At 70.0% G+C, this 26,479-nt stretch carries 24 protein-coding genes; 14 read left to right on the top strand and 10 right to left on the bottom strand.

Going from position 1 to position 26,479, the window contains the following annotated elements; genetic code table 11:
- Positions 1 to 233: 233 nt before the first annotated feature.
- The 6 genes from AC6CCG_RS18160 (at position 234) to AC6CCG_RS18135 (ending at position 8,296) form a co-directional block, all read left to right on the top strand.
- Complete coding sequence (locus AC6CCG_RS18160; protein WP_496656001.1) at positions 234 to 1,226, top strand: ROK family protein; 993 nt, start codon at positions 234 to 236, stop codon at positions 1,224 to 1,226.
- Entirely contained in the window at positions 1,223 to 3,070 is a 1,848-nt protein-coding gene (locus AC6CCG_RS18155) for a class I mannose-6-phosphate isomerase (protein WP_496656000.1), read from the top strand. The genes AC6CCG_RS18160 and AC6CCG_RS18155 overlap by 4 nt, the downstream gene beginning before the upstream one ends.
- Entirely contained in the window at positions 3,067 to 4,341 is a 1,275-nt protein-coding gene (locus tag AC6CCG_RS18150) for an ABC transporter substrate-binding protein (protein WP_496655999.1), read from the top strand. The genes AC6CCG_RS18155 and AC6CCG_RS18150 overlap by 4 nt, the downstream gene beginning before the upstream one ends.
- An 82-nt stretch (positions 4,342 to 4,423) precedes the next feature.
- On the top strand, positions 4,424 to 5,296 hold the full coding sequence (locus AC6CCG_RS18145; RefSeq protein ID WP_496655998.1) for a carbohydrate ABC transporter permease: 873 nt from the start codon (positions 4,424 to 4,426) through the stop codon (positions 5,294 to 5,296).
- A gap of 10 nt (positions 5,297 to 5,306) precedes the next feature.
- A complete protein-coding gene (locus AC6CCG_RS18140) occupies positions 5,307 to 6,131 on the top strand; it encodes a carbohydrate ABC transporter permease (RefSeq protein ID WP_496655997.1) in 825 nt (274 codons plus the stop codon).
- 14 nt (positions 6,132 to 6,145) lie between these two features.
- Positions 6,146 to 8,296 (top strand): glucosidase family protein, encoded by a 2,151-nt coding sequence (locus tag AC6CCG_RS18135; RefSeq protein ID WP_496655996.1) that lies wholly within the window; start codon positions 6,146 to 6,148, stop codon positions 8,294 to 8,296.
- Here AC6CCG_RS18135 and AC6CCG_RS18130 read toward each other — a convergent pair.
- The gene (locus tag AC6CCG_RS18130) at positions 8,269 to 9,384 is read right to left on the bottom strand and encodes a DUF4272 domain-containing protein (protein WP_496655995.1); all 1,116 of its coding nucleotides are present in this window, start codon (positions 9,382 to 9,384) and stop codon (positions 8,269 to 8,271) included. The two genes, AC6CCG_RS18135 and AC6CCG_RS18130, sit on opposite strands and share 28 nt — an antisense overlap.
- A gap of 50 nt (positions 9,385 to 9,434) precedes the next feature.
- On the opposite strand from AC6CCG_RS18130, the gene AC6CCG_RS18125 reads away from it, so the two are divergent.
- Positions 9,435 to 10,436 carry an alpha/beta fold hydrolase gene (locus AC6CCG_RS18125; protein ID WP_496655994.1) on the top strand — a complete coding sequence of 334 codons (1,002 nt, stop codon included), beginning with the start codon at positions 9,435 to 9,437 and terminating at the stop codon, positions 10,434 to 10,436.
- Here AC6CCG_RS18125 and AC6CCG_RS18120 read toward each other — a convergent pair whose 3' ends face one another.
- Entirely contained in the window at positions 10,437 to 10,799 is a 363-nt protein-coding gene (locus tag AC6CCG_RS18120) for a winged helix-turn-helix transcriptional regulator (protein WP_496655993.1), read from the bottom strand. It abuts the gene before it with no gap.
- Positions 10,800 to 10,874: 75 nt separating this feature from the next.
- Between AC6CCG_RS18120 and AC6CCG_RS18115 the strand changes: the two genes are divergently transcribed.
- Positions 10,875 to 11,045, top strand: a complete 171-nt coding sequence (locus tag AC6CCG_RS18115) for a hypothetical protein (RefSeq protein WP_496655992.1) — start codon at positions 10,875 to 10,877, stop codon at positions 11,043 to 11,045.
- Positions 11,045 to 11,734, top strand: a complete 690-nt coding sequence (locus tag AC6CCG_RS18110) for a DsbA family oxidoreductase (protein ID WP_496655991.1) — start codon at positions 11,045 to 11,047, stop codon at positions 11,732 to 11,734. The genes AC6CCG_RS18115 and AC6CCG_RS18110 overlap by 1 nt, the downstream gene beginning before the upstream one ends.
- Before the next feature lie 112 nt (positions 11,735 to 11,846).
- On the opposite strand, the gene AC6CCG_RS18105 is transcribed toward AC6CCG_RS18110, so the two are convergent.
- From AC6CCG_RS18105 to dop, 8 genes are all read right to left on the bottom strand, one after another.
- Positions 11,847 to 12,938: a prephenate dehydrogenase gene (locus tag AC6CCG_RS18105; protein ID WP_496655990.1), complete on the bottom strand. Its 1,092-nt coding sequence runs from the start codon at positions 12,936 to 12,938 to the stop codon at positions 11,847 to 11,849.
- Positions 12,935 to 13,741, bottom strand: coding sequence for a proteasome subunit alpha (gene prcA / locus AC6CCG_RS18100; RefSeq protein ID WP_496655989.1), 807 nt, complete (start codon positions 13,739 to 13,741; stop codon positions 12,935 to 12,937). The genes AC6CCG_RS18105 and prcA overlap by 4 nt, the downstream gene beginning before the upstream one ends.
- Entirely contained in the window at positions 13,738 to 14,574 is an 837-nt protein-coding gene (gene prcB / locus AC6CCG_RS18095; RefSeq protein WP_496656290.1) for a proteasome subunit beta, read from the bottom strand. Before prcB ends, prcA begins: the two co-directional genes overlap by 4 nt.
- 5 nt (positions 14,575 to 14,579) lie before the next feature.
- Positions 14,580 to 14,780, bottom strand: a complete 201-nt coding sequence (locus AC6CCG_RS18090) for a ubiquitin-like protein Pup (protein WP_179747813.1) — start codon at positions 14,778 to 14,780, stop codon at positions 14,580 to 14,582.
- Positions 14,781 to 15,101: 321 nt separating this feature from the next.
- Complete coding sequence (locus tag AC6CCG_RS18085; protein WP_496655988.1) at positions 15,102 to 15,383, bottom strand: YrhB domain-containing protein; 282 nt, start codon at positions 15,381 to 15,383, stop codon at positions 15,102 to 15,104.
- Positions 15,384 to 15,396: 13 nt separating this feature from the next.
- Complete coding sequence (locus AC6CCG_RS18080; RefSeq protein ID WP_496655987.1) at positions 15,397 to 15,762, bottom strand: hypothetical protein; 366 nt, start codon at positions 15,760 to 15,762, stop codon at positions 15,397 to 15,399.
- A gap of 8 nt (positions 15,763 to 15,770) precedes the next feature.
- Positions 15,771 to 21,290 carry a DUF8616 domain-containing protein gene (locus tag AC6CCG_RS18075; protein WP_496655986.1) on the bottom strand — a complete coding sequence of 1,840 codons (5,520 nt, stop codon included), beginning with the start codon at positions 21,288 to 21,290 and terminating at the stop codon, positions 15,771 to 15,773.
- A gap of 146 nt (positions 21,291 to 21,436) precedes the next feature.
- A complete protein-coding gene (gene dop, locus AC6CCG_RS18070) occupies positions 21,437 to 22,951 on the bottom strand; it encodes a depupylase/deamidase Dop (RefSeq protein ID WP_496655985.1) in 1,515 nt (504 codons plus the stop codon).
- A gap of 72 nt (positions 22,952 to 23,023) precedes the next feature.
- On the opposite strand from dop, the gene AC6CCG_RS18065 reads away from it, so the two are divergent.
- The 5 genes from AC6CCG_RS18065 to AC6CCG_RS18045 are packed head-to-tail and all read left to right on the top strand — an operon-like array spanning position 23,024 to position 26,450.
- Positions 23,024 to 23,416 carry a DUF3054 domain-containing protein gene (locus tag AC6CCG_RS18065; RefSeq protein ID WP_496655984.1) on the top strand — a complete coding sequence of 131 codons (393 nt, stop codon included), beginning with the start codon at positions 23,024 to 23,026 and terminating at the stop codon, positions 23,414 to 23,416.
- Between the two features lie 5 nt (positions 23,417 to 23,421).
- The gene (locus AC6CCG_RS18060) at positions 23,422 to 23,988 is read left to right on the top strand and encodes a phosphotransferase-like protein (RefSeq protein WP_496655983.1); all 567 of its coding nucleotides are present in this window, start codon (positions 23,422 to 23,424) and stop codon (positions 23,986 to 23,988) included.
- Between the two features lie 19 nt (positions 23,989 to 24,007).
- Positions 24,008 to 24,532 (top strand): P-loop nucleotide/nucleoside kinase family protein, encoded by a 525-nt coding sequence (locus AC6CCG_RS18055; protein ID WP_496655982.1) that lies wholly within the window; start codon positions 24,008 to 24,010, stop codon positions 24,530 to 24,532.
- Between the two features lie 41 nt (positions 24,533 to 24,573).
- Positions 24,574 to 25,101, top strand: coding sequence for a SigE family RNA polymerase sigma factor (locus AC6CCG_RS18050; protein ID WP_496655980.1), 528 nt, complete (start codon positions 24,574 to 24,576; stop codon positions 25,099 to 25,101).
- Positions 25,101 to 26,450, top strand: coding sequence for a hypothetical protein (locus AC6CCG_RS18045; RefSeq protein ID WP_496655978.1), 1,350 nt, complete (start codon positions 25,101 to 25,103; stop codon positions 26,448 to 26,450). Before AC6CCG_RS18050 ends, AC6CCG_RS18045 begins: the two co-directional genes overlap by 1 nt.
- Positions 26,451 to 26,479 lie beyond the last annotated feature (29 nt).

Genomic DNA, 26,479 nt, shown 5'->3' with positions numbered 1-26,479 from the left:
ATCAGCTGCACGCCCCGACCAACTCTCCTGACCTTGGCGATCGCTCGCCTTCGGCAGGCATGGCTCGACCCGGCGATCCGTCCTGTTGGTGATCTTGTCTTCCACCCGCACGGCAGTCCCGGCACCCGATCCGCATGCTGACACGTCACTTCCGCAGCGACACGCCGCCAAAACGCCTGCTCTTGTGACCGGTCGGCGAAATTGGGTGGCATAAAGGTGGTAACGTTACCAAGGTGACGGGAGGCGAGCAGGGCGCGAAGGCGCGGGTGGCGATCGACCTTGGGGGCAGTTCGGTCAAGATCGGCGTGCTCGATCAGGACGGGCTGGTGCTGCTCCGGGACGAGTTCGTCGTCACCGGGGAGCCGGCCGACCTGAACCGCTCCGCTGAGCTGGCCGGACGGTTGATCAAGGAGTCCGGGGTGGCGGTCGACGGGGCCGGCATCGCACTCCCCGGCGTCGTCGATCGCGCGGCCGGACGCCTGGTCCGGGCGCACGACAAGTACGGCTATCTGGGTGATCGGGATCTTCGGGCCTGGGGTGCCGCGGCGCTCGGCGTACCGACCATGATCGAGAACGATGCCCGGGCGGCCCTGCTCGGCGAGGTGACCTACGGCTGTGCCCGGGGCGCGACGGACGCGGTGATCATGACGCTCGGCACCGGGATCGGCACCGCGGCCCTGATCGACGGTCGGTTGCTCCGTGGCCGCCATGATCACGCGGCCATCCTGGGCGGCCACCAAACTGTCGACCTCGCCGGAATCCCCTGCAATTGCGGCAACCTGGGCTGCGCCGAGGCCGAGGCGAGCACCTGGAGCCTGCCACTGCACCTGGCCCGGCACCCGCAGCGGGAAGCCTCCGCGCTGGCCCGGACCGCCCGACCCGGACTGGCCGATCTGTTCGCCGCGCCCGCCGACGATCCGGCGGCCACCGACCTGCGGGCGCGCTTCCTGAAGGTGTGGGGCGCCGCGCTGGTCAGCCTCTGCCACGCCTACGACCCCGAGGTCGTGATCGTTTCCGGCGGTGTGCTGCGGGCCCGCGACCGGGTGCTGCCGTCGCTGACCGACTACGTGCATCGCCATCTCTGGTCCTCCGCCCACCGGCCGGAGTTGATCACCCCCGACCGCCCCGAGGACTCGGTGCTGCGCGGACTGGCCGCCCTGGCCGCGACCGCGCAGACCACGACCCCAGAGTCCACCGATCCCACGACCGCTGCGAGGAAGCGTTGACGACCGCACCCGTTCAGAAGTCCAGTTACGACCGCTACCCCACCGTGCCGCTGCCGGCGGGCGAGGCGGTGATCACCGGCGCCGAGGCCTGGCACCGCATCCGCGACCTGGCCTACGACCGAGCCGCGGACCGGCCGCCGCTGATCGTGGTCGACACCTACCCCGGTGTCGACCTGGCCGAGTTGACCCGGCAGCTGACCGAGGCCTGGCCGACGGCGGTGATCGTCGACGTGGAACGGGAGGCGGCCCGGCCGATCGAGGAGATCGACGCCCGGATCGCGGACAACCTCACCGACGACCGTGTGTTCGGCGTGATGAGCCATCTGCGGCTGGACGCCTTCTACGACCAGGAAAGGCTCGCCGCGCTGACGACGCGGCTGGCCGATCGGACCGCCGCCACGGTCCTGATCGGCTGGGGCGCGGCGCTCGCCGCCGGCCGGCCCGACGTCCTGGTGCTGGTCGACCTGGCCCGCTGGGAGATCCAGCAGCGGCAGCGCGCCGGCGCCCCGAACTGGCGCTCGGCCAACGGCGCCGAGGACAACCTGCGCAAGTACAAGCGCGGCTTCTTCGTCGAGTGGCGGGTCGCCGACCGGCACAAGCGCGACCTGTTCGGCAAGATCGACTTCCTGCTCGACGGCAACGCGATCGGGCACAGCTCCGGCGTCGCCCGCGAGCCGGGAATGATCACCGGCGAAGCGTTCCGCGGCGCGCTCGCGGCGGCCGTGAACGCGCCGCTGCGGGTGGTGCCCTTCTTCGACCCGGGGGTCTGGGGCGGCCACTGGATGCAGGACAAGCTGGGCCTGGACACCGAGACGCCCAACTACGCCTGGTGTTTCGACTGCGTGCCCGAGGAGAACTCGCTGCTGCTGGCCGACGGTGATCATGCCGTCGAGATCCCGGCGCTGGACCTGGTGCTGACTCAGCCGGGCGGCCTGCTCGGCGCGAAGACGTACGCCCGGTTCGGTGCCGAGTTCCCGATCCGGTTCGACTTCCTGGACACGGTCGGCGGCGGCAACCTCTCGCTGCAGGTGCACCCGCTGACCGACTACATCACCGACCGGTTCGGCATGCACTACACGCAGGACGAGAGCTACTACCTGCTCGACGCGGACGAGGACGCGGTGGTCTACCTCGGCCTCAAGTCCGGCATCGACCCGGACGCGATGATCGCCGACCTTCGGGCGGCCCAGCAGGCCGATCACCCGTTCGACACCGAGAAGTACGTGAACGCCTTCCCGGCCCGCAAGCATGATCATTTCTCGATCCCGGCCGGCACCGTGCACTGCTCCGGTGCCAACTCGATGGTGCTGGAGATCTCCGCGACACCGTTCATCTTCACCTTCAAGCTGTGGGACTGGGGCCGGGTCGGGCTGGACGGGATCCCGCGGCCGGTCCATGTCGATCATGGTGCGGCCAACATCCAGTGGGACCGCAACACCGAGTGGGTCACCGAGCACCTGCTGCAGGGGCCCGAGGAACTGCATCGCGACGGCGACGTGATCGAGGAACGCACCGGCCTGCACGAACTCGAGTTCATCGAGGTCCGCCGGCACTGGTTCGGCGACCACGCCGACCACGACACCGACGGTACGGTCAACGTCCTCAATCTGGTGGAGGGCGACGAGGTCGAGGTGATCAGCCCGACCGGCGCCTTCGCCCCGCTGCGGATCCACTACGCCGAGACCTTCATCATCCCGGCCGCCGTCGGACCGTACCGGATCCGGCGCACCGAGAACTCGCGCTCGGAACGATTCGCCACCGTGAAGGCGTACGTCCGCGGCACCTCCCTCACCGACAACGACGATCCGGCACTCGCAGCCGACAACAAAGGAGTTCGATCATGAAGTTCCGTTCCCTCGCCACCGGCGTGATCGCCGCGGCCACGACCGCCGGGCTGCTGCTCGCCGGTTGTTCCAGCCCGGGCTCGGGCAGCACCGATGATCAGCCGGTCACCGGGACGCTCGACTTCTTCACCAACAAGGCCGCCTGGAAGCCCGATTTCGACGAGCTGAACAAGACCTCGGAGCCGGGCGCCAAGATCACGCTGAACACCACCGGCTACTCCGACGCCAACCAGTACGACGCGTTCATCAAGCAATCGTTCCGGACCGACAAGAGCCCGGGCCTGTTCACCTGGCAGACCGGTCCTTCACTGAAGGAGTTGGTGGACGAGAAGCTGGTCGCCGAGACCACGGACGTCTGGACCGAGGCCGTCGAGCAGGGCTGGGTGACCGAGGACCTGCGCGAGACGTACACCTACGACGGCAAGCAGTACTGCGTGCCGATGAACATCGCCTACTGGGTGATGTACTACAACAAGAAGATCTTCGCCGAGAACGACGTCGCCGTGCCGACCACCTGGCAGGAGCTCGATGCTGCGGCGACCAAGCTCAAGGCGGCCGGCGTCACGCCGTACTACCAGACCAGCACGCTGTTCACCTTCCAGTGGTTCCAGCAGCTCGTCGCCGGCACCGACCCGGCGCTCTACAACGGCCTGGCCACCGGCGAGGTGAAGTACACCGACCCGCGGATCGTCGCGATCATGAACGAGTGGTTGGACGAGCACAAGAAGGGCTGGTTCTCCGACGCCGGCAGCAACACCGACCCGGCCAACGGGCTCAAGCAGGGCGACTTCGCCATGATCAACTTCGGCAGCTTCTTCAACGGCTCGCTGGACGGCGCCGGGATGAAGTCCGGCGAGGACTACGGCTTCTTCGTGATCCCGTCGAAGAACCCGGAGCTGCCGGCGACCCCGGTCGCGGTGGAGACCGGCCCGATCTGTGTCGCGGAGAACTCCAAGCAGAAGGCGCTCGGGCTCGCGTACTCGAAGTGGTGGATGTCGCCGGAGGCGCAGAGCGCCTGGTCCTCCGCCCGCGGCGACGTGCCGTTCAACCCGAAGGCCACGGTGGCCGACAAGAGCCTCGAGGAACTCGGCAAGGAGGTGGCGACCGACAAGTACACCCTGGTCGAGCGCTACTACGAGGCCACCCCGACGCCGATCCTGACCGTCGCGCTGGAGCAGTTCGGCGCCTTCAACGCCAACCCCGGCGACCCGCTGCCGGTCCTCGAGGCGATCCAGGCGGAGGCCGACAAGTACTTCGCCGAGAACAAGTAGCGATCACGCGGGCTGAGCCCGTCGAAGCCCAACCGAACAAGGCCCTTCGACAGGCTCAGGGCACGTACCGAGAGGAAGATAGATGGCGAGTCTTGCGGTGCGGACGCAGCGATCGGGGCTGGGGTTCGTCGCCCCGGGCGTGATCATCGTCGCGGTGTTGCTGTACGCACCGCTGCTGTGGACGGTGTTCCTCAGCTTCACCGACTACAACGGGCTCGGCAGTCCCGACTGGGTCGGGCTGGCGAACTTCGCCGAGATGTTCGACGACGGCGGCTTCGTCGGCTCGGTCGGCAACACGCTGCTCTGGGTGGCCGGGACCCTGCTGGTCCCGGTCGGCCTCGGCCTGGTGCTCGCCCTGCTCTCCTGGAACCTGCCGGGCGGCGCGTGGCTGCGACTGCCGTTCCTGATCCCGTACGCGCTGTCCGGGATCGGGGTCGGCCTGATCTGGTCGTTCATCCTGTCCAGTGGCGGCGCGCTCGACCAGGCACTGGGGGCGTTCGGCCTCGGCGGGCCGCGCTGGCTGGTGGACGCTCCGCTGAACACGATCATGATGATCCTGGCCAGCGCCTGGCAGGGCGTCGGCGTCAACGCGCTGCTGTTCACGATCGGGCTGAACTCGATCCCGAAGGAGCCGCTGGAGGCGGCCCGGCTGGACGGGGCGACCGGGGCCAAGCTGCTCGGCAACATCATCTGGCCGATGCTGCGTCCGCTGACCACGGTGGTGATCGGGTTGTCGATCGTGGCCAGCCTGAAGACGTTCGACATCGTCCAGGGCATGACGAAGGGCGGCCCCGGACGGGCCTCCGAGACGCTGGCCCTGACCATGTACAAGGAGACCTTCGTCAACAGCGAGTACGGTCTCGGCTCGGCGATCGCCCTGTTCCTGACCGTGATCACGTTGATCGCCTCGGTGCTCTACCTGCGCCGCCAACTGTCCAGCAAGAACGAGATCTGAGGAGACGATCATGAACGGAAAGGCCTCCCAGATCGTCCGCACCACGGTCCTGGTCGTCTTCGGCCTGCTCTGGCTGATCCCGGTCTACCTGCTGTTGATCAACGCCAGCAAGGACCCGACCGTGTACGACTCGCGGCAGTCCTGGCTCCCGGACGGGTTCGCGCTGTTCTCCAACATCGCCGAGGCCCTCAGCCTGTCCGGGATGGCCGACAGCGTGCTCAGCACAGTGCTCTACAGCCTGGTCTCCCCCGCGCTGGCCGTGATCATCGGCGCGGCCGCCGGCTTCGGCATCGTGGCACTCGGCCTGAAGCACGGCTTCGCCTGGTTCGTGGTGATCTTCGGCGGAACGATCTTCCCGCTGCAGATGATCCTGCTGCCGTTGTTCGACGGCTACTCCCGGGTCGGCCTGTACGACAACCGGATCGGCATGATCCTGATCTACACGGCGATCGCGACCCCGTTCTCGGCGTTCGTCATGCGCAACTTCTTCACCGGCGTCTCGCACAGCGTCTTCGAGGCGGCCCGGCTGGACGGCGCATCGGTCTGGTCGATCTTCACCCGAGTCTACCTGCCGATGTCGGTCAGCGCGCTGGTGGCGATCTTCATCCTGCAGGCCACGTTCATCTGGAACGACCTGCTGCTCGGCCTGGTGCTGGCCCAGTCCGACGCCGTTCGGCCGATCGTGACGACGCTGGCCGGCATGCAGAGCACGTACGGCGGAGCGCAGCTGTCCACCGTGCTCGCGGCCGGCGTGCTGGTCTCGCTGCCGACCGTGATCTTGTTCCTGTGCACCCAACGCTTCTTCGCCAAGGGCCTCGCCCTCGGCCAGTACTGAGGAGTCTCGAATCCGTGAGCGTTCCGACCGTTGATGATCTTGCGGCCGACCAGGTCAGTCATCACTATGACGACCTGATCGCGCCGAGCGGGTTGACCAACCTGCTCGGCACCCTGCGCGTCGATCATGACCTGACCCAGGTCAGCGCCGTCACCTTCCCGCCGGTGTCGCAGGGCCTGACGGCCACCGCGACGCTGTTCGTGGACGGCCGGCTGTTCGCCTCGTACGGCGCCGAGGTGACCCATGCCTGGCGGCCCGACCGGGTGGTGCGCAGCGCCGAACTGCCCGGGCTGCGGATCGAGACGACCACCGTCGCCGTGCCCGGCGAGACCGCCGTGGCGATCGACATCGAGGTGCACAACCTGGGCACCGAGGATCGGCAGGTCGTCCTCGGGTTCACCCTGAACGCCCGGGTCCGCGCGGCCGACGGTGCCTGGCTGTCGGCCGAGTCACCGAGTGCGGCCAACGAGACCGTGGCTTGCCCTTCGACAGGCTCAGGGATCGGAAGAATGATCTTCACCCAGCCGGGCGGCGCCGCGGTGTCGGTGCAGGGGCTGGACCGGCCGGCCACGGTCCGGGCGAGTGGCGTCGCCAGGGCGCCCGGTGACGCGTACGAGGTCGGCATCGGCGGCACCGCCCGCGGCGGCACGGCGGACACGACGCTCGACGTACCTGCCGGAGGTTCGGCCCGGATCGGTTACGTGCAGGCGATCGCGGCCACCGAAGCCGAGGCGGAGGCCACGTTCGGGCGGGTCGCCGCCGACGTCCCGGCCGCGGTCACCGCCGCCGAGGTGTTCTGGAACACCCAGCTCAGTGCGGCCTTCACGCCGGGCAGCGGCGAGTTCTCCGGCAGCCTGCCGATCCTGACCACGGAGAACGACGCGCTGCGCCGGCTCTACTGGTGGGCCGTGCTCGGCGTGATCTGGTTCCGGCGCGACTTCGCCGGCAACGTGCTCGGTCGCAGCTACGACACGCTGATGCCGAACTACTGGTCCACCACCACGTTCATCTGGGACTTCAGTCTCAGCTCGCTCACCCATGCGCTGCTCGATCCCGAGCCGATGCGGCGCCAGCTGGCGCACTGGATCGCCAGCGACATCCACACCCACTTCGGCACCTCGTCGCTGACCGGCGGTCCGGTCGGCCAGTGGTACTCGGTCAACGACTACGCGATGACCCGGCTGGTCGACGACTACGTCCACTACACCGGTGATCACGACTTCCTGACCGAGGAGTTGGCCGGTCGCCCGGTCCATGATCATCTTCGACAGTGGGCCCATGCCTGGCAGGACTTCCGCAAGGCCTCTCCGCTGGCGGACTACGGCGAGATCGAGAACCTGCTCGAGTGCGTGAGCTCGTACACGCACGAGGTGGCCAGCCTGAATGCGGCGAACGTGTGGAACCTGCGAACCACCGCGGACCTGCTGGATCGGGTCGGCCAGGACGGTGATCAACTCCGGAAGACGGCGGACGAGCTGCTGCCGCACGTGATCGACCTGTACGAGGACGGCACCGGGTTCTTCGCGGCCCGGCAGCCGGACGGCACCCGGCTCGGCGTCCGGCACTGCTACGACTTCAGCATCGTCGGCACCACGATCGCCGATGATCTTGACCCGCAGGTCCGGACGGAGATGATCGACTTCTTCCGGCGCGAGCTGCAGACGCCGAACTGGATCCGCGCCCTGTCGCCGTACGACCCGGACGCCAGCTTCAGTGTCCGGCCGGACCACCAGTGGAACGGCGCCTACCCGGCCTGGCCCGCCGACGCCGCCCGTGCCCTGGTCGAGCTCGGCGCCGCCGATGTCGCGCTGGACTGGCTGCCCGGCCTGGCCCGGACCGCGAACCAGGGCCCGACCGGCCAGGCGCACTTCGTCGAGGAGGCCCAGCCGGGCATCAACGGCGGCGCCCGGAAGGCCCCGCCGCAGCTGCCGTACATCATCGACTGGTCCTGCTCCTCCTCGGGAGCCTGGGTCGCACTGGTGATCGAGTCGCTGTTCGGCGTCCGGGTCGGCCCCGACGGTGCGGTCACCGCCCGGCCCGTGTTGCGGGACCTCGATCCCGGCGCCGTGCTGCACGGGCTCCGGGTCGCCGGCCGCACCTACGACGTGCACGCCGACGGCCGGGTGGTCGCGCTCGATCAGGTCGGGGTGCCGACGGCTCCGTAGACCGGGTTGGCGCCGATCAGCCAGTTCAGGGCCCGGTGACGCTCGGCGGTCTGCCGCCACAGCCACCAGGACGAGCGGTCGTCGAGTTCCGAGATCGGGGTTCCGCCGACGGCGAGATCACCGTCGATCAGCGCGACCCCGTCCAACTCGACCGCCCCGAACCAGGTGTCCCGGGCCCACGCCGCGAAGTCGACGTGACGCCTGGTGACCTGCAGGTCGGCCAGCCGCCAGTCGAGCGCCTGCTGCCGGCGCCACTCCCGCTCGATCTCGCCGGCGGGGCGCAGCGACGGCTCCGGCCGGCCGCCGTCGAACGGGCCGGGGCCCGGCACCTGGAACTCCGTCACCGTGTCGAACGGCTGACGGCCCGGATCGAGGGCCGGCACGGCATCGGTGATGCCGAGCGCCCAGAGCAGCGCCAGCGCCGCCTCCGCGTCGAACGCGTGCTCGGCGGCCAGGTCCTCTCCGACGGCGCCGGGCGGCTGGTCCAGCAGATCGCGTTCGTCCGGCTCCGGCTCGGAGCCCAGCTCGACCTCGTCCAGCCAGGCCCGGTACCGCACCGCCTCCTCGGCCATCAAGGCGGGATGATCTTCGAGGCCGGCCTCGATCGCGCTGCGGTACGTCGTCGCGAGCAGGACCAGGGCCCGTCGGGCGACCCGATCCGGATCCGGCCGCTCCGGGTCGGCTACCAGGTCCCGGCCGTCGGCGTCGATGATCATCCGGCCGTCCAGGAAGCAGAAGCCGCCGGTGCGGTCGGTCAGGTCGAGCACCAGCTGGCCGGGCAGTCCCTCGCCCAGGTCCCGGTCCGCCACCGAACCGTACACGGCCGAGGTCGACAGCGCCCGCACCAGCAGGCCGTCCGAGGCGCCGATGCCGCGCAGGTAGCCCTCCAGGCCGAGCAGATGCGGACCGACCTGGTCGTCGGCCAGCCGGGTGAACGTGATCGTCCCCTCGTCCGACGTGAAGGTCGCCGCACTGCCGTCGCCGGCGAGGTCCACCGCACACTCCACGCCGGGCGGCACCAGCGCCTGCCAGTGCGAGGCCGCCAGCCGCCCGCCGAACCTTGCGTACACCGCCGCGTTCGTGATCATCCGCCCAACCTAACGGTCGAACCCTCGCGGGCATCGGGAAGGATGCCTGCATGACCGATCCGAGCATGATCATCGCCGACCTGGGCCGACTGACCACGCCGCACGCGATCGAGGAGACCCGGATCGTCGAACTCGGCGGCAGCCCGCAGGTGGTGACGATCCGCGGCCGGGACCGGCGGAACCCGGTCCTGATCATGGTCCACGGCGGACCGGGCACGCCGCTCAGCGCGACGTCCTGGATGTGGCAACGACCGCTCGAGGAGTCGCTGACGATCGTCCAGTACGACCAGCGCGGTGCCGGCCGGAGCTTCCAGCACGACGACCCGGACCGGCTCCGGAACGCGCTCAGCCTCGACCACTGCGCCCGGGACACGGTCGAGCTGGCCGAGCTGATCCGGGCCGAGTTCGGCGTCGCCCGGGTGCTGCTGGCCGGGCACAGCTGGGGTACGGCGGTCGCCACCCGGGCCGCCCTGCTCCGGCCGGACCTGTTCGCCGCCTACCTCGGCGTCTGCCAGATCGCCTCGACCGCGGCCGGGGAGACGGAGAGCTGGCGGTGGGTGCGCGCCGAGGCGGACCGGCGCGGCGAACGGGTCGCGGCCGAGGAGCTGGACGCGATCGCGCCGTACCCGGAGTCGTTCAGCCGTAGGACGCTGACGGTGGAACGGCACTGGGTGACCAGGTTCGGCGGGATGGCGGCCGGCCGCGCCGACAGCGCGTACTTCGACGACGGGGAGAGCACCGCGCCGGACTACACCCCGGCCGACCGGGAGTCCGCCCGGGCCGGCCGTGAGTTCCTCGCCGAGCACCTGCTGCCCCGGTTCATCGAGATCGACTTCACCACCGTGCGGTCGTTCGAGGTCCCGCTCGTGATCTTCCTCGGCCGGCACGACTACGTGACGCCGACCGCTCCCGCGGTGGCCTGGCTGGACCGGCTGACCGCGCCGGCCAAGATCATCGAGTGGTTCGAGGATTCGGCGCATCTGCCGATGTACGAGGAGCCCGGCCACTTCCAGACCGCCGTGCTGCGGCACCTGCTGCCGTACGGCCGATGATCAACAGCGGGTCCACGGCACCTCGTCGCCGACATGCCGGGCCACCCGCTCCACCAGCGGCAGCAGCAGCTCGGCGATCTCCCGACCGGCCTCGGTCAGCGAGTATTCGACGTGCGGCGGCAAGGTCGGCTTCTGGTCCCGGACCACGAAGCCGTCGTCGACCAGCACCCGCAGGGTCTGCGCGAGCATCTTCTCGCTGACTCCGTCGATCCCGTCCCGCAGTTCGTTCCAGCGCCGGGTGCCGCCGGCCAGCGCGAGCACGGTCGGGACACCCCATTTGCTGGTCACATGGGTGAGCACCAGCCGGCTCGGGCAGTCGGCCGCCAAGGCGAGCCGGAGGTCGTTCGGGCCGGGCACGGACATGCCCGGATTCTACTCACCAAATAGTGCGTACCCAACCATTGGAATGCAGGACGATCCCCTGTCGTTGTGCGGGCTGTGACCACACCACCACTCGCTTCTGTTCCGACCCGCCCCGACACCGGTACGGACGACCAGTTCACCGAAGCGCCGGCCGAGACGCCGGCGCCGGCGTCCGGCGGCTTCAGCTTCGTCACCGTGGACGGCGGCGACGCCGAGGTCTGCGGCCCGGACGGGGTGTGCGCCTGATGTCCGCCGAACCGTTCCCGCTCACGGAGGGCCGGCTGCGGGTCGACATCTGGAGCGACATCATGTGCCCGTGGTGCTACCTCGGCGACGCCGCCCTGGACCATGCGCTGCTCGACTTCCCGCACGCCGACCAGGTCGACATCCGCTACCGCAGCTTCCTGCTCCGGCCGGACCTGCCGTCCGACCGACCGACCGATCTCTATGAGTTGATCAGCAGCGGCCGCGGCGTCTCCCGGGAAGAAGTCGACGCCGGCCACGCCATGCTCGAAGAGCGGGGCCGCGCCCTCGGCCTGGACTACCGGTTCGACCGTGCGATCGCGATCAACTCCACCTCCGCGCACCGGCTCAGCCACGTCGCGCTCGATGCCGGGGTGCAGCGGGCCATGATGCAGCGGCTGTTCCTCGCCTACTTCACCGAGGGCCGCAACGTCGCCGACTATGACACGCTCACCGAACTCGGCGTGGAGGTCGGCCTCGACGGCGACCAGGTCCGCGGCGCGCTGGAAAGCGGCGCCCACCTTAGCGACGTCCAGGACGATCTCACGCTGGCCCGGGAGCTCGGCATCCAGGGCGTCCCGTTCTTCGTCTTCAACGGCAAGTACGCGGTCTCGGGCGGCCAGCCGGTCGAGGTGTTCCGCCAGACCCTGGACACGGTCTGGGGCGAGCTGACCCCCGCTCCCGCCGGCTGACGTCACTCCCGTACGACTTCACACGGTTTCCTGGCGCTTTGCATGGGTTACATCTCGTGCAAAGCGCCAGTTTTTCACGTTAACGTGAAAAACTGCGCGGCGGCGAGAGAGGTCAGGGGGCGACGGTCCAGCCGTTGGCGGTGATCGCGCGGATCAGGTCGGCCTCGGTGGCGGGATCGACCGACAGGGACAGGTAGCCGACCTCGCGGACCTGGTCGTGCTCGATCGCGATGTCCTCGACGTTGACGCCGGACTCGCCGATCAGCGCGAACAGGCGGCCCAGGGCGCCCGGCTCGTCGGGGATCTGCACCACGACCCTGCTGTACGCGACGGCGGCCCGGCCGTGCTTGCCGGGGATCCGGCGGGTCCCGGTCACGCCCTGGGACAGCACGGTGCGCAGCTCGTCGGTCTCGGGCTGTTCCAGGGCCTTGATCAGCACCTGGAGTTGATCATGGACCTGGCGCAGCTCGGACAGCACGGCGCCGGAGTTGCTGCCCAGGATCTGTTCCCACAGACCCGGGTCGGAGCCGGCGATCCGGGTCACGTCGCGCAGGCCCTGGCCGGCCAGCAGCAGGTCGTCGGCGGGGATGTCGTTGAGCCGGCCGGCGGTCAGCACCGACATCAGGTGCGGCAGGTGGGAGACCCGGGCGACGGCCGCATCATGATCATCGACGTCCATGATCACCGTGCGGGCGTGACAGGCCTCGACCAGCGACCGGACCGTGCCGACCGCGGTCTCGGCGGACCGGCGGTGCGGCGTGATCACCCAGGTCCGGTCGACGAAGAGGTCGGCCCGGGCGGTCATCGGGCCGGAGTGCTGGGAGCCGGCCATCGGGTGCGAGCCGACGTAGCGGGCGAGCTCGGGTTCGCTGTCCCACAAGGAATGCAGCACGCCGGCCTTGACCGAGCCGACATCGGTGACGGTCGCCTTCGGGTAGGTCCGCAGCGCGTCACTGATCACGCCGGCCAGCACGCGCGGCGGCACGGCGGCCACCACCAGGCGGACCTCGTCCGGGTCCGCCGGTGTCACCGTGCCGGCACCGAGTTCGGCGGCGACCCGGGCATGGCTGGCCTTGGCGTCGACCAGGTGCACCGGCCAGCCGGCCGCGGTCAGCGCGCAACCGACCGAGGCACCGACCAGGCCGGCGCCGATGATCACCGTCGGGCCCACGGGCTCAGCGGTGACGGGCCGGGGTGCGGTCACTGCTCCTCAGGATCCGCGGTCTGAGGTGACGTCGGGCTCTGTCCTTCGACAGACTCAGGGGACGGTGTGACCGGCTCCTGGGCGGGTTCCACGGCCGAGGGTTCGCTGAGTTGCTCGGCGAGGCGGTCGCCGCGGATCCGGCGGAACTTCCGGGGCAGCGCGCGGGTGCGGTCCAGCACGGCGACCTCAAGGGCCTCCACGCCGAGCTCGCGGGCCGGCGCCCCTGAGCCCTGGTCCGAGCCGAGCGCCCGTACGGCGAGCTTGATCGCCTCGGTCAGCCCGAGACCGGGCCGGTAGCCCGCCCGGACCACCTCGGCGATCGCCTCGGCCGAGCCGCCCATCACGGCGAAGTCGTCCTCGTCGTTGACCGAGCCGTCGTAGGTCAGCCGGTAGATCTGGTCCGAGGCGTGCTCGATGCCGAGCTCGGCGACCACGATCTCGACCTCGTACGGCTTCTCGCCGCCGGACGAGAAGATCGTCCCGAGCAGTTGTGCGTACGCGTTCGCGAGGCCGCGGCCGGTCACGTCGGTCCGGTCGTAGCTGTAGCCGCGCAGGTCGGCGTACCGGATGCCGGCCGTGCGCAGGTTCTCGAACTCGTTGTAGCGGCCGACCGCGGCGAAGCCGATCCGGTCGTAGATCTCGCTCACCTTGTGCAGCGCCTGGGATCGGTTCTCGGCGACGAACAGGATGCCGTCGGCGAAGTGCAGCACGACGACCGAGCGGCCGCGGGCGATCCCCTTCCGGGCGTAGTCCGCCCGGTCCTTCATCAGTTGTTCGGGCGCGACGTAGAACGGCATGCTCATGAAAGAGGGGCTCCTGGTCCGTCGGGGCGTTGCAGCCGGCCCGCGAGCATCCGGTCGACCAACTCGGCCACCCGCTGCTCCGCGACGCGTTCCACGCCGTCCGGGCCGGCGATCATGATCACCGGATAGATCCGGCGAGCCACATCCGGCCCACCGGTCGCCGAATCGTCATCGGCCGCGTCGTACAACGCCTGGATCACCGCCGTCGCCGCCCCAGTCGCATCCAGCTCGGGCCGATACAGCTTCTTCAACGCCCCCCGCGCGAACACCGACCCCGAACCGATCGAGTGGAACTCGTGCTCCTCGTACCGCCCGCCGGTCGGATCGTAGGAGAAGATCCGGCCCCGGCCCGCGGCCTGATCCCAACCCGCGAACAACGGCACCGCCACCAGCCCCTGCATCGCCAACGGCAGATTCCCACGCACCAGCGTGGCCAACCGGTTCGCCTTGCCCACCAGGGACAACGACGACCCCTCCAACTTCTCGTAATGCTCCAACTCCAACTGGAACAACCGGATCAGATCGATCCCGAGGCCCGCGGAGCCGGCGATCCCGATCACGGAGAACTCGTCGGCCGGATACACCTTCTCGATGTCGCGCTGGGCGATCATGTTGCCCGCGGTGGCCCGGCGGTCCCCGGCCAGCACGACACCGCCGGCGAACGTCGCCGCGGCGATGGTCGTGCCGTGCGGGGACAGCGCGCCGGCGTCGCCGCTCCCGAGCTCCCCCGCCCTACCGGCCGGCAGCACGTGCGGCGCGACCGCGGCGGCGAACTCGTAGAACGACGACGTTCCGACCTTCAGATACTCCGGTGACAGACCTATCGACGACAGATCGCTCACTGCCCACCCTTCTGAACGAAGCTCCGGACGAACTCCTCGGCGTTGACCTCGAGCACATCATCGATCTCGTCCAACAGCGAATCGACGTCGGAATCCAGCTCCGCCTTGTGCGCGGTGTCAGCCGGGGCGATCTCGTCGACCTCCTGCTCCTCGTGGGAAGTACGGGCTCGTCGCCGGGTGTGCTCTGTCTCAGCCATGACGTTCTCCTCCTCCAGCGTCGGGGCCTCCGGTGGGTGACCCGTGTCTGGTTGTCAGATCAAGCCTAGTGTCCACGTACGACAGCGCCCCGGAGATACCACGCTCCGGCCGAAGAGTTGTCGGATCGGGTCCTGAGCGCCTCGACGAGCCGGCGACGGACTCGCGCTCGTCGAGGCACCGGCCCGCCAGGGCCACGGTCCTCGCCGCACCGTCCTCGCCGAGTGGACGATCTGACCCGCAGCCCGCGCCGGAATCGAGGTCAAAGTGTCCGCTCGATGAGGCGGGGTGCACCAGCCCGTGACCGGCGGGCGATCCTCACCTCAGCCCTGATACCCAGGATGAATCGGCTCTCCAGCCCTGAGCGGAACCTCGTCGTACGGAATGGCCACGGCCACGCCATCTGAGGGCACCAAGATCGGCGAGTCCCCGCCCAACGCATCGAGGAAGGACCCGGACCGGACAAAGGCAGAACTGTCATAGAGGAACAGCCAGCCATGCTCCCTCAATTCCGCCCGCGTGATCATCAGGCGATCCGGATCCATCGACGGAGAGAGCCTGCTCAGCACATCAGTCACTCGTTCGAGAGCGTCGTCCAGACGCACGCTTCCCCATTCCTCACTCCGGAAACAACGAATCTGCGAGCGCTATCAACTCTTCTTCGGTGAGTTCTGGAGGGTCCGACTGCGAAGCGACGGCGACGAAGTCGTCGGGTAGCCAGGTGTCGTAATGCTCGACATAGTGAGCAAGATCGCTGTACCACTCCCATCGGCCGTCCGTGTGGGAATGGAACGGGCCGAGGTCGCCGCCGGTGAAATAGTCCGTACCCAGGATTCCTGACGCGGCCAGCACGGGCGCATTCCGAAGATACGCAACAACCCGGGCTTTCCGTACCGCATCAAGCTTCAGGGTGCGGTGAATACTCTCACCATCCGGGTCGCCGTAGGAAAGCTCCCGATAGAGCCCTAGCTGACCCAAAGACATTCATCCTCCTAGGGCGGTCCTGGCGTGAAATCCTGCCACGCCCCCGAGTTGCTGTTGGCCGTCGGTCCAATCGTCAGGCGGCCGTTCGGCCAAGCCCACACAGTATCGTCGGGGGCCCTCACATTCACCCCCATCTTGTTGGCCAGATTCTGTGCCGCTCCATCCGGCAAGCTGCCCGTCTGACACGAGATCAATCTGATGTCTCCGCCGGGATAGCTCGGATCATTCTGGATCAGTCTGGCCAGCACCCGGTGATTGAAGTTCTCACCGCTACCCCAAGCACCCGGCGTTCTGCCGAAATCGGTAGGCGAGCCGTGAATCGCGACATCGTGGTGGCCCGGAATGGGCTTGGCTTTCCCTGCGTACTGTCCGAACGTGTCCGATGGAGTCGTCAGCACCGTGCCACCCGGGACCGCCCTTGTTCCCCGAAGCGTCCGGACCCCGGTGACCAGCCCGTGTCCACCGGCGCCGCCGGCGCCGCCGAGGACCGCGCCCTGCACGGCACCTGTCGTGGTCGCGGAGAGGAAGCCGCTCACGCTGTGCGGCCCGGGGCCGGTGGCGTAGCGATAGCCGCCCATTCCGGCGCCGCCCACGCCGCCGGAGACCGCGCCGTTGATCGCAGCCGCCTTCCAGCCGGTCGCGCCGAGCCGGCCCGCCACTCCCAGCCCGCCGATGCCGCCGAGCGCACCGGAGACGGCGACCTGGCCCCAGTTGACCTCGCCGGTCGTCGCCTTCTGGATGATGGTGTCGGCGCCCGCCGAGATCAGCATCATGCCGGCCGGGCCGCCGACGCCGGTCGCCATCAGGACGCCGCCGGCGATCACCATCGCGCCGCCGGCCAGGTACTCCCAGTTGTCTCCGACCCATTCCGTGGTCGCGTCCCAGGCCTTCTCGTACCACGGCTTGCGGGCGTTCTCGAGATCGGCCTGCGACACCGGCCGCAGCCCGGTCGGATCGGCCGCATGCAACGGATCGTTGCCGGCATAGGAGTACGGGTTCCCGGCCCAGCCGGCCCCCGGCACCGGATCCAGCGGGTCAACCGACAGGAAGCCCCGCGTGGCCGGATCGTAGGCCCGCGCGTGCAGCCACTCCAGCCCGGCGATGCCCAGCTCGCCGCCCGCGCCGACGCTGACCAGGCCCGGAGCGCCGGGCAGACCGACCGCACGGCCGGGCTCGACGCTCCACGGGTCGGCGCCCATGGCCCGGCTGGACCGCCACCCCGAGGCCAGCCATTGGTCGCCGACGCCGGTCATCCCGGCCGCGCCGAGCACCGAGGTCGCCCCGACCTGCACCAGACCCGGTGCGTACGGGTCGGCGCTGTCCCAGAAGGTCGGCAGTTCCGTGGCGTCCGGACCGATCCCGGACGAGATGGAGGCGAGCTCGCCGGTCGGGTCAACGTGCATCCGGGTGCGCTGGACGCGCTGGCCGGAACGGTCGGCGACCTCGGCCAGATAGCCGGTCGGCGACCAGGAATAGGTACGCACCCCGCCGTCGGCGAAGGAGGTCCGCACCCGCCGGCCGGCGCCGTCGTACTGGTGCCGGGTCGTGCCGACGGCATCGGTCACCGACGTCAGCTGTCCCGCGGCGTCGTAGCCGTAGTCGCAGGACCGGTCATCGTGGCTCTCGGCGACCAGCCGGCCGGCCAGGTCATAACTCCAGCGGGAGACCGCCGCGTCGACGGTCTTGGCGATCAGCTGGTGCGCAGCGTCGTAGTCGAACCGGGCGGACTCGCGCGAGCCGTCCGCGGCCGACCTGTCGAGGGTGACGATCCGGCCGTCCTCGTCCCGGCCGACGGTGGTGCGCGTCGACCCGCCGGCCTCGGTGAGGACATGGCCGGTGACGAAGCCGTCGGAGTAGCTCCAGGACTGGGACACCCCGTCCGCCGCGGCGGCGACCAGGCGGCCGGACCGATCGAGGGTGAGCCGGGTCCGGCCGAGCAGCGGATGATCGATCGTGGTGAGCCGGCTCGCGCTGTCGTAGCCGTACGTCGTCGTGGTGCCGTCCGGGGTGGTCATCGCCGTCCGCCGGCCGGCCGCGTCGTAGGTCCAACTGACGGCCTGGCCGTCCCGTTCCCGGCGGATCAACTGGTGCCGGCGGTTCCACTCCAGCTCGCTGACGCTGACTCGGTCCCGGCGGGAGCGGTCGGTGACCGTGGCCCGGCGGTTGCGCAGGTCGCGGCTGATCGTGCTGACCGTACGTCCGTCGACGGCGATCGAGACCACCCGGCCGGCCGCGTCGTAGGTCCATTCGGTCCGCCGGCCCCCGGGCTCCTCCTGCCAGGTCTGGCGACCGGCGGCGTCGTAGCCCGCCCGGGTGGTCCGGCCGAGCGGATCGGTCTCCGCGACGCATCGATGCTGGGCATCGAACTCACGCCGGGTCACCTGGCCCAACGGGTCGGTGATCGTCGTGTTGCGCCCGGCCTCGTCGTAGCCGTAATGCGTGACTCCGCCGTTGCCGTTGATGACCGCGATCAGCTGGCCGGCCGCGTCGTAGCGGAAGCGGCGCCGCCCGCTGCTCGGGTCGGAGATCGCGACCACCCGCCCGGCGAGGTCGTACGCATAGCGGGTGCGGCCGACCCCGGGGACGAAGCTGGCGGCCAGGCGCCCGCCGCGGTCGTAGCTCAGCCAGCCGAGCTCGCCGGTCGGCAGCCGCAGCTGCACCGGACGGCTGTCGGCGTCATAGCTGATCGTGGTGCGGTTCCCGAGCGCATCGACGGTCGCGCTGCGCCGGCCGCAGGCGTCGTACTCGAACCGGGTCACGTCACCGACCGGTGAGGTGACCGCGACCACCCGGCCGGCGGCATCCCGCTCGATCCTGGTCAGCGCGCCCTCGGCATCGAGCAGTTCCACCGGCCGGCCACACCGGTCGTAGGCGGTGATCGCCGCCGACCCGTCGGCCTGGCCGAGGGCGACCGGCCGGCCGAGTTCGTCGAACCGGTGGGTGATCTCCCCCGTGGCGTCGCGCGACACGACGCCGCCGGTGGGATCGGCAGCGACCGAGAGCTCGTGGCCGAGCGGATCGATCACGGTGTCGGGCGCGCCACCGACGCCGTAACCCCAGGTCCAGGCATGCCCGTCCGGCGTCGTGGTCCGGCTGAGCCGGGACAGCGAATCGTGCTCGAAGCGCCAGGTGCTGCCGTCCGGGAGCTCGACCGCGGCCAGGTTGCCGAGGTCGTCCAGTCTGCGTTCGACGGCCCGGCCCAGCGGATCGATGGTCCGGGACTCCTCGCCGTCGGCGCCGTACTCGATCTCGGTCCGCGCCCCGGTCGGATCGAGCGTGGCCGCCAGCCGACCCCCGGCGGTGTACTCGAACCTCCAGATCCCACCGTCCGGGTCGTGGCGCTCGCTGATGCCGTGCGGCCCGTGGACGAAAACGGTGCGGCGACCGCTCGGCGTGGTCGCCGCGACGACCCGACCGGACGCGTCGTAGCTCAGCCGCGCGCAGTCGCCGGCCGCGTTGGTGGTGGCCGTGAGATCGCCGTGCTCGTCGTACTCGAACTGCAACGGCACCCCGACCGGGTCGACCAGCCGGATCAGCAGTCCGTCGCGCCACTCGAACCGGGTGACGCCGCCCTCCGGGTCGGTCATCGTCGCCGGATTGCGTTCGGTGCCGTCGTACGTGTACGTCGTCACCGCGCCTTCGCCGGTGATCACGGTCACGATCCGGTCGTGGTCGTCGTAGGCGTACTGGAACTCGGCGCCGGACGGGCTGACCTCCCGCACCACGTGCCCGCGGTCGTCGAACTCGCGGACCGTGGCCCCGCCGTCGCGGCCCACCACCAGGACCGGATTGCCCTGGGCGTCGTAGCTGGTGGACTGCCGCCGGTCGAAGCTGTCGATGATGCCGATCAGCCGGCCGCGCCCGTCGTGGATCCAGGTGTTCGCCCGGCTCCCGTCGAGATCGGCGACCTCGGTGACGTTGCCCGGCAGATAGCTGTAGCGGCTGACCCGGCCGTGCGGGGACCGCTGGGTGGCCACCCGGCACTGATCGTCATAGGTGTTGTGCACCTCGACCACCCCGTCGGCGTCGACGACCTCCTCGATCAGGCCGGCGTCGTTCCAGCGGTAGCGGCGGGTGCCCCCTTCGCCGGTGACCGAGGTCAGCCGGCCGGCGGCGTCGTAGCCGTAGTCGAGCCGGCGTCCGTCGGAGACCACCACGGCGGCGACGGTGTCACCGCTCCATTCCAGGCTCAGCCAACGGCCTCGTTCGTGCTCGAGCCGGATCAGCCGGCCCTCGGCATAGCGGAAGCTGATCATGGTGCCGGCGCCGCGGTCGTACGAGAGCGGCAGCCCGGAGCTGGTGAAGCGCCAGGTCCCGCCGTCGTTGTCGGTGACCCGCAGCTCGTTCGCCGCTTCGTCGCGGTCCAGCCACAGCGACACGTTGCGGCCGCGGCCCCAGCCGGTGCCCAGCCGGGGGAACTCGACCACCCGGCCGTCGGGCTGGGTCAGCAGCGCTGCCTCGTCGGTGAAGCTGAGCCCGACCTCGGTCCAGCTCGACCAACCCGGACCGAAGGCACCACGAGCCCGGTTGAAGGAGTTGTACATCCGGCTCAGCACCAGCGACGCGCAGCCGCCGGCGAACGACAGGTCCGTCTCCGGCTCGACGAAGTTGCCGGTGGAGGCGTTCACCGGATCGTCGGAGTAGCCGGTGGTCGGTGCCACACCGAGCCGGGCGGGCGACGTGGGCGGGATGTCCTGGCGATTGACCGGTACGCCGGCGGACTGGAGGCTGGCTTCCAGCGCGCTGTTGGACACCGTCACCATGTCGCCGGAGCCGCCGGCCTGCTCGAAGGCCGTCGCGACCGTCTCCACCCAGGTCTTGTCCAGGTCGTTGAGCTGGTTGTACAGCCCCAGCGCGTTGTAGACCGCGGAGCCGTCGATGCCGGACGTCCCGTCGACCCCCCAGTCGAAACCGTTGTTGAACTCGGTCTCGAAGCCCCGCAGCTTGGCGGGCTTCCCGCTCAGCTCCTGCAGCGAGTCGGTCAGGCCGCTGACGAACGTGCGCAGCGCGCTCGGGCGGGCCGAGGACGTACCGCCGCCGCCCTCGCTGCTCCCGCCGCCACCGGGCATCGGGTTCTCCCGGTCCTTGGCGTCGGCCGAGAACTGCTTCGGCGGTGGCGGCGGCTTGGGCCCCTCCGGCGGGTCCTCGTCACCGCCGAGGTCGGACAGGGTGATGTGCGCCTTGTCCTCGTCGTGCCGTTTCTTCCACTCCCGGGCCTCGTGCCGACGCCGGTTCTCGTCGGGCACCAGGTCCTTGATGTAGCGCACCTGGCGGGCGACGTCGTCCAGCGCGGTGGCGATGTTCTCGCCGTCCTCGTCGGCGATGTCCTGATTGCGCTCGAAGAGCTGAGAGAACCGGCCCTTGAAGTCCTGCAGCGCGGTGGTGGTGCCGGTCCGGCGGGTGCTGCACTGACTGCGGAGCTTGGTCGCGGTGTCGGTGCACCAGGAGATCAGCGAATCCGCCGCCGACTCGTTGATCTTGACATCGGGAAGCCCACCCCAGGTACTCGGATCGCTGCTACTCGCCACAACTCTTCCCTTCCGACCGCTCGTATACCGCGGCTCCAGCGCGACGAACCCGCCGCGCACCCGACAGAAGCCCGACAAACCTATGCGTTGGCGGAGTCAACTCGCAGCCCTGTACGCCCGTCCGTTGCGGCGAATTCGGTCGCTACTCAGCGGCCCAGGGCCTCGACCAGTTCGGTGACCGTCCGGCTCTCGTCGATGATCCGGCCCACCTGGGCCCGGGTGCCGCGGAGCGGGTCCAGCAGCGGGATCCGCTGCAGGGCGGCCCGGCCGGGGACGTCGAAGATCACCGAGTCCCAGGAGGCGGCGACGACGGCCTCGGAGAACTTGGCCATCACCCTGCCCCGGAAGTAGGCCCGAGTGTCGGCGGGCGGCTCGGTCCGGGCCTGCTCGATCTCGGCGTCGCTGACCAGCCGCTGCATCCGGCCCTTGCCGACCAGCGCCTGGTAGAGGCTGCGTCGCGGATCGACGTCGCAGTACTGCAGGTCGATCAGGGCGACCTTGGCGGCATCCCACCCCAGCCCGTCGCGTTCCCGGTACGAGTTCATCAGTCGCAGCTTGGCCACCCAGTCCAGCTGGTCGGCCAGCTCGAACGGGTCCCGGCGCAGGGCGTCCAGGCAGCTCTGCCAGCGGGCGAACAGGTCCTTCGCCTCGATCCGGGCCGCTTCGGACAGGTCCTCGGCGACCGCGTCGTAGGTGGCCCGGCAGGCCTCCAGGTACAACTCCTGCAGGCCGATCGCGGTGATCGACCGGCCGTCGGCGAGCGCGACCGTCGTCGTACAGGCCGGATCGTGGCTGATCGCCCGCATCGCCGCCACCGGCGCGGCCAGCCGGACCTGCGGGCCGACGGAGCCGTACTCGATCGCGCGCAGTACCCAGGCGGCGCAGCCGAGCTTGAGGTAGGTGGAGATCTCCGACATCGTCGCGTCGCCGGTGATGACGTGCAGCCGGCGGTGCTTGGTGGCGTCCGCGTGCGGCTCGTCACGGGTGTTGATGATCGGCCGGTTCAGCGTCGTCTCCAGGCCCACCTCGGCCTCGAAGAAGTCGGCCCGCTGGCTGATCTGGAAGCCGGCCTGCTCGCTGGACTGGCCCAGGCCGACGCGGCCGGCGCCGGTGATCACCTGCCGGCTGACCAGGTGGCCGGAGAACTGGGTGACGATCCGGTCGAACGGGGTGGTCCGGGACAGCAGGTAGTTCTCGTGGGTGCCGTACGAGGCGCCCTTGCCGTCGGTGTTGTTCTTGTAGAGGCGGATCTGGCGGCCGATCGACTCGCTGGCCTGGCGCGCCGCGATCGCCATGATCGCGTCGCCCGCCTTGTCGTAGCGGACCGCGTCCAGGGCCGAGGTGACCTCCGGGCCGGAGAACTCCGGGTGGGCGTGGTCCACGTACAGCCGGGCGCCGTTGGTCAGGATCAGGTTGGCCATGCCGAGGTCGGTGTCGGTCAGCTGGTCCGGGTGGGCCTGGCCGCGGGTGAGCTCGTACCCGCGCAGGTCCCGCAGCGGGGTCTCGGTCTCGTAGTCCCAGCCCGACGCACCGCCCGCCGACGACCAGCCGTACGCCTTCACGACGTGGTTGGACAGCTGCATCGGATGAAGTTCCTCTTCGGCCGGCATCCCGATCGCGCTGATCCCGTACTCGGTCTCGATCCCCATCACACCGTCCACGGCATCAGCCTACGTTCCGGCCGACCGCCCGGGGCGGCAGCATCGTGCCCGGGTTGCGGCTACAGTGCTGCCGTGAAGCTCCCGCTGGCATTCACCATCGATCTGATCGCGGTCCTCGGCTTCGCCATCGTCGGCCGCAACAGCCACGCCGAGTCGGTCGATCTGGTCGGCGTCACGCTCACCGCCTGGCCGTTCCTCGTCGGCACCGCCGTCGGCACCCTGCTCGCGCTGCTCTGGCACCGGCTCCGGCCGTCGCTGCAGTCGGCGGCACCGGCCGGTCTCACCGCCGGGCTCGTCGTCTGGGCCTGCACGGTCGTCGGCGGCATCGCACTCCGGCTGGCCAGCGGCGACACGGCGGAGACGCCGTTCATCGTCGTCGCCACGATCAGCCTGGCCGTGCTGCTGATCGGCTGGCGCCTCGGCTACCGGCTGATCCGCCAGGCCAGGCACGCCGCCGCCGGCTGATCGGCATGGCGGCGCGGATCATCTTCCTGAACGGTACGCCGAGCGCCGGCAAGTCGACCACGGCGCGGGCGCTGCAGCAGCGGCTCGCCGAGCCGCACTTCTATCTCGGCCTGGACGAGTTCCGCCGCGGCTACCTGGACCGGGTCTGGCTGGCCGATCACGGTGACCTGTTCCAGCGCACGGTCCGGGGTTACCTGCCGATGCTGGCGGGGATGGTGCGGGCGGGGCATCCGGTGATCGCCGAGGCGATGCTGGCGCCGCACAACGAGGCGCTCTACCTCGACCTGTTCGAGGGGCTCCCGGTGATCTTCGTCGGGCTGACCTGCGACCTGGCCGTGGCCCAGGCCCGCGAGGACGTACGGGACGACCGGCGGAAGGGCCCGATGGATCTTGATCAACCGGAGCTGCGCGAACTTCATGATCACGACTGCTACGACCTGGTCGTGGACACCGCGCGGAATACGCCCGACCAGGTCGTCGACCTGATCCTGCCGGTCCTGGACGACCCGCCGCAGCCGTCCGCGTTCGAACGGCTCCGAGCCCGCCCGCCGGTGCCGCACCGTCCGGCCTAGCCGAAAGGACCGCTCCGGCGTGAGCACCCTCACCCTCTTCTGCGGACCGCCCGGGTCCGGCAAGACGACCCTGGCCCGCCGGCTCGAGACGGCCGGCGCCGGCCTCCGCCTGTGCACCGACGACGGGCAGGACGAGCTCGGCATCCCGCTGACCGACGATGCGGCGCACGGCCGGCTCCAGCTGCGGCTCTACCGGCTGGGGATGGAGTTGCTCTCCCGCGGCGTCGACGTGATCCTCGAGGACGGCCTCTGGCGGCGCGAGGAACGGACCCGGGTCTTCGCCGACGCCCGGGCCCGCGGCGCCCGGATCAGCTGGCACGTCTTCGACGTCCCGCCGGCGGAACTGCGGCGCCGGCTCGAGGAACGAGGCCGGACTGCGGCACCCGGCTCGGCGCCGGTGAGCGGTACCGACCTCGAGATCATCTTGGCCCGGTTCGAGCCACCGACCCAGGAGGAGATGGCGGCCGTGGACGAGGTGACGGTCCACCGCCGGGAAACGAATTTCGCCACGGATGACAACCGATCCGGCGGCCGCGCCGTATAGATGTCACTCAGGCTCGGCAGGTCCCGGACTCGGGAGGATCGATGGCACAACGCGATGCAGAGTTCACCGAGTACGTCACGAAACGACGGACGACCTTCCTACGCGCCGCGTACCTGCTCTGCGGTGACTGGGAGCGGGCCGAGGACGTGGTCCAGATCGTCCTGGTCAAGGCCTACCTGGCCTGGCCTCGGGTTCGCAAGGACGGCGCCGACGGCTACGTACGCAAGATGATCGCCCGGACCGCGGTCGACGAATGGCGATTGAGCCGCCGGGCGGTCCTGCCGGGCGGCAGCCTGATCGAGCTCACCTCGGCCGCACCGGAGGGCTTCGCGTACGAGGAGCGCAGCGTGCTGTTGGAGTCCCTGCGCCGGTTGCCGCCGCGACAACGCCAGGTGGTCGTTCTGCGGCACTGGTGGGGCTGCTCGGTAGCCGAAGTCGCGAGGGACCTGCGGATCACCCAGGGAACGGTGAAGAGCCAGACCGCCCGCGCGCTGGAACGACTCAAGGTCCTCCTCGCAGCGCCACCTGACTCACCGCAGCCCAAGGCCGAAATGATCGGAGAACCCTGATGTCTGACGATCTCCAGCTCAACCGGGACGACTTCGAAGAATGCTTCGCGGGCCAGCCCGCACCGATGTCCACCGAAGACGACCTTGCTCGCGGTCAGTACCGCCTGCGCCGCCGCCGGCGGCGTACCGTCGCCGCAGTCGGGATCGCGGTCGCGGCCCTGGTGGTCGCCGTTCCCTTCGTGACGTCGCAAGCCACCCGCCCGATCTTCGACCCGGCCGTGCCACCTTCGGCCGTGCCACCTTCGACGGCACCGCAGCCGACCGCGCCGGCCTCGCCCGCGCCGGCGGGTGTCTGCGCGCCGGCCAGGATCTCGATCACCGACGCCGTCACCGACCCCGCCCAGCGGCTCGTCGTCGAGGCGAAGCTCCGCCCGGCCGAGGATGGTGGCGAGGCGGTCCGAGTGCTGGAGGTCGCGCCGAACGGTGAGGTCCTGCTGGAGGTCGGCCACCGGGCCGGCGCCGGCAACGTCAACCCGAACGAGAAGACGACGGATCCGCAGCCCGGGCGACTGTACGTCGAGGACCCGGACTCCGGCCGTCGCACCGAGGTCCGCGGCACGGACGACCTGCACCCGCGCACCATGACCGTGGCAGCGTCACTCGACGAGAGCTTCGTGGTCTGGGTCGAGGTGGGCAGCGAGGCCGGTTGGGAGATCTACGCCTTCGACCGCTCCACGAGCAAGATCAGCCGGGTGGCCGGCTCGAGCGGTTCATCCGAGAGGGATCCCTCGCCACATCAGGTGCTGATCTGGAACGGCACGGTGTACTGGGCCGAGCTGCGCGGCGAGACCGACCCGAATCCGGGTTACAACGTCTATGGCCGCAAGGTTGCCGGCGACGAGCCGATTCGGCTGGTCGCTGAGAACGCCATCGACCCGGTCATCACGGAGGGCTGGCTCTACTACCAGCCGTACTCCTTCGGTTCGGATGACCATGGGTTCTTTCGCACCTCACTGACCGGCGGGCAGACCGAGGCGGTCCACCAAGGCGCCAGCGGCGGCGGCCTGGTCGCCTTCGGGGACCTCACCGCCTGGATCGATGGCTCCGAGGTGATCGTCTACCGCGGCGCCTCGCCGATCGCCCGGGTCGTCCCGGGCCAAGGCCAGACCCCTGCTTCGGTCGTCGCCGGCGACGGCGTGATCGCGATCATCTCGAGAGACACGGTCCGCAGGAGCGAGAACTCGATCCGGCTCGCTCTGCTGCTCGATCTCCGGGACGGCTGCCGCCTGCACCGACTGACCGATCTTCCGGAGCGGGCGGCCGTGCGGCTCGCTGGGCGGACCATCGGTTGGACCGTGCAGGACCCGGACCGCGACGGAACGGCGTGGTACACCGGTCGGCTGCGCTGACCGTACCGAAGGCGAAGGCCCCGGGTTCC

The organism is Microlunatus sp. YIM B11417 (assembly GCF_059617205.1).
Note: the sequence above shows the minus strand (reverse complement) of the source record. Positions and strands in the feature narration are given on the sequence as shown.

What these genes read in the sequence shown, in the direction of transcription:
- AC6CCG_RS18125 (WP_496655994.1), top strand. Translation starts at nt 9,435, where the DNA reads ATGACCGATCCGAGCATGATCATCGCCGACCTGGGCCGACTGACCACG.
- AC6CCG_RS18045 (WP_496655978.1), top strand. Translation starts at nt 25,101, where the DNA reads ATGTCTGACGATCTCCAGCTCAACCGGGACGACTTCGAAGAATGCTTC.
- prcA (WP_496655989.1), bottom strand. Translation starts at nt 13,741, where the DNA reads ATGAGCATGCCGTTCTACGTCGCGCCCGAACAACTGATGAAGGACCGG.
- AC6CCG_RS18050 (WP_496655980.1), top strand. Translation starts at nt 24,574, where the DNA reads ATGGCACAACGCGATGCAGAGTTCACCGAGTACGTCACGAAACGACGG.
- AC6CCG_RS18130 (WP_496655995.1), bottom strand. Translation starts at nt 9,384, where the DNA reads ATGATCACGAACGCGGCGGTGTACGCAAGGTTCGGCGGGCGGCTGGCG.
- AC6CCG_RS18140 (WP_496655997.1), top strand. Translation starts at nt 5,307, where the DNA reads ATGAACGGAAAGGCCTCCCAGATCGTCCGCACCACGGTCCTGGTCGTC.
- AC6CCG_RS18110 (WP_496655991.1), top strand. Translation starts at nt 11,045, where the DNA reads ATGTCCGCCGAACCGTTCCCGCTCACGGAGGGCCGGCTGCGGGTCGAC.
- AC6CCG_RS18060 (WP_496655983.1), top strand. Translation starts at nt 23,422, where the DNA reads ATGGCGGCGCGGATCATCTTCCTGAACGGTACGCCGAGCGCCGGCAAG.
- AC6CCG_RS18080 (WP_496655987.1), bottom strand. Translation starts at nt 15,762, where the DNA reads ATGTCTTTGGGTCAGCTAGGGCTCTATCGGGAGCTTTCCTACGGCGAC.
- AC6CCG_RS18120 (WP_496655993.1), bottom strand. Translation starts at nt 10,799, where the DNA reads ATGTCCGTGCCCGGCCCGAACGACCTCCGGCTCGCCTTGGCGGCCGAC.
- AC6CCG_RS18150 (WP_496655999.1), top strand. Translation starts at nt 3,067, where the DNA reads ATGAAGTTCCGTTCCCTCGCCACCGGCGTGATCGCCGCGGCCACGACC.
- AC6CCG_RS18090 (WP_179747813.1), bottom strand. Translation starts at nt 14,780, where the DNA reads ATGGCTGAGACAGAGCACACCCGGCGACGAGCCCGTACTTCCCACGAG.
- AC6CCG_RS18145 (WP_496655998.1), top strand. Translation starts at nt 4,424, where the DNA reads ATGGCGAGTCTTGCGGTGCGGACGCAGCGATCGGGGCTGGGGTTCGTC.